Here is a 1,371-nt window from a genome sequence, read left to right as displayed (position 1 = left end):
TAGATTACTCGTTCTTCTAAATTCTTCTTACACATTATCTAGTTTTGAGGGAACAAAGTTTTTGCGCAAGCAAAATAATTTTCCTCAAACCAAATAGTCTGGTGGCGATGGCGAGAAGGTCACACCCGTTCCCATACCGAACACGGAAGTTAAGCTTCTCAGCGCCGATGGTAGTTGGGGGTTTCCCCCTGTGAGAGTAGGACGCCGCCAGGCATATATATGGAGGATTAGCTCAGCTGGGAGAGCATCTGCCTTACAAGCAGAGGGTCGGCGGTTCGATCCCGTCATCCTCCACCATATATTTTCTACTAAGATAATCCTAAATGCCGGTGTAGCTCAATTGGTAGAGCAACTGACTTGTAATCAGTAGGTTGGGGGTTCAAGTCCTCTTGCCGGCACCTTTTGTACGAGCCATTAGCTCAGTCGGTAGAGCATCTGACTTTTAATCAGAGGGTCGAAGGTTCGAGTCCTTCATGGCTCACCAATGTTTTTTTACGAAAGTAAAATAACATTCAATCAAATATGCGGGTGTGGCGGAATTGGCAGACGCACCAGACTTAGGATCTGGCGCCGCAAGGCGTGGGGGTTCGACTCCCTTCACCCGCACCAAAGTTTTTTGCGCTAGCAAATTAACTTTCTATAAATGCGGAAGTAGTTCAGTGGTAGAATACAACCTTGCCAAGGTTGGGGTCGCGGGTTCGAATCCCGTCTTCCGCTCCATTTCTTAGCCGGGGTGGCGGAACTGGCAGACGCACAGGACTTAAAATCCTGCGGTAGGTGACTACCGTACCGGTTCGATTCCGGTCCTCGGCACCAAGTTAGCTAAAATTATTATAAATGCGCCCGTAGCTCAATTGGATAGAGCGTCTGACTACGGATCAGAAGGTTATGGGTTCGACTCCTTTCGGGCGCGCCATTATTTTTTCTCAATATAACGGGGAGTAGCTCAGCTTGGTAGAGCACTTGGTTTGGGACCAAGGGGTCGCAGGTTCGAATCCTGTCTTCCCGACCATCTTAATTTAATATGGGGCCTTAGCTCAGCTGGGAGAGCGCCTGCCTTGCACGCAGGAGGTCAGCGGTTCGATCCCGCTAGGCTCCACCATAACATACCATTTGACCATATTAATCATACATGTTAGTATAATAAAGCTGACGTAATGAGTTGGTCGGTGAATTGTTCTTTGAAAACTAAACAAACAAGCGTCAACAAACAATAAATTATCATGGCTTCTATTATAGAAGAACATGAGCCAACGTTTTAACTTTATGAGCTAACTCATAACTCTTTCTTGGAGAGTTTGATCCTGGCTCAGGACGAACGCTGGCGGCGTGCCTAATACATGCAAGTCGAGCGGATCTTCATTAGCTTGC

9 tRNA genes and 2 rRNA genes are annotated in these 1,371 nt (G+C 47.3%); all 11 read left to right on the top strand.

Annotated features, from left to right (window positions below):
* Positions 1–97: 97 nt before the first annotated feature.
* A 5S ribosomal RNA gene (gene rrf / locus DYI25_RS22235) occupies positions 98–213 on the top strand.
* 8 nt (positions 214–221) lie between these two features.
* Positions 222–297 (top strand) — tRNA-Val (locus tag DYI25_RS22230).
* Between the two features lie 28 nt (positions 298–325).
* Positions 326–398: transfer RNA gene (locus DYI25_RS22225), tRNA-Thr, on the top strand.
* Positions 399–408: 10 nt separating this feature from the next.
* Positions 409–484, top strand: a tRNA-Lys gene (locus DYI25_RS22220).
* Between the two features lie 40 nt (positions 485–524).
* Positions 525–609, top strand: a tRNA-Leu gene (locus DYI25_RS22215).
* Positions 610–645: 36 nt separating this feature from the next.
* Positions 646–720 (top strand) — tRNA-Gly (locus tag DYI25_RS22210).
* Between the two features lie 7 nt (positions 721–727).
* A tRNA-Leu gene (locus tag DYI25_RS22205) sits at positions 728–816 on the top strand.
* A 23-nt stretch (positions 817–839) separates the two neighbouring features.
* A tRNA-Arg gene (locus DYI25_RS22200) sits at positions 840–916 on the top strand.
* Positions 917–935: 19 nt separating this feature from the next.
* A tRNA-Pro gene (locus DYI25_RS22195) sits at positions 936–1,012 on the top strand.
* 14 nt (positions 1,013–1,026) lie between these two features.
* Positions 1,027–1,102: transfer RNA gene (locus tag DYI25_RS22190), tRNA-Ala, on the top strand.
* 184 nt (positions 1,103–1,286) lie between these two features.
* Positions 1,287–1,371 (top strand): 16S ribosomal RNA (locus DYI25_RS22185); the annotation flags it as partial.

This window comes from Mesobacillus boroniphilus, from assembly GCF_018424685.1.
In the GTDB taxonomy this organism is placed as follows: Bacteria; Bacillota; Bacilli; order Bacillales; family Cytobacillaceae; genus Mesobacillus; species Mesobacillus boroniphilus_A.
The sequence above is the reverse complement of the archived record's forward strand: the minus strand, read 5'-3'. Positions and strand labels throughout refer to the sequence as shown.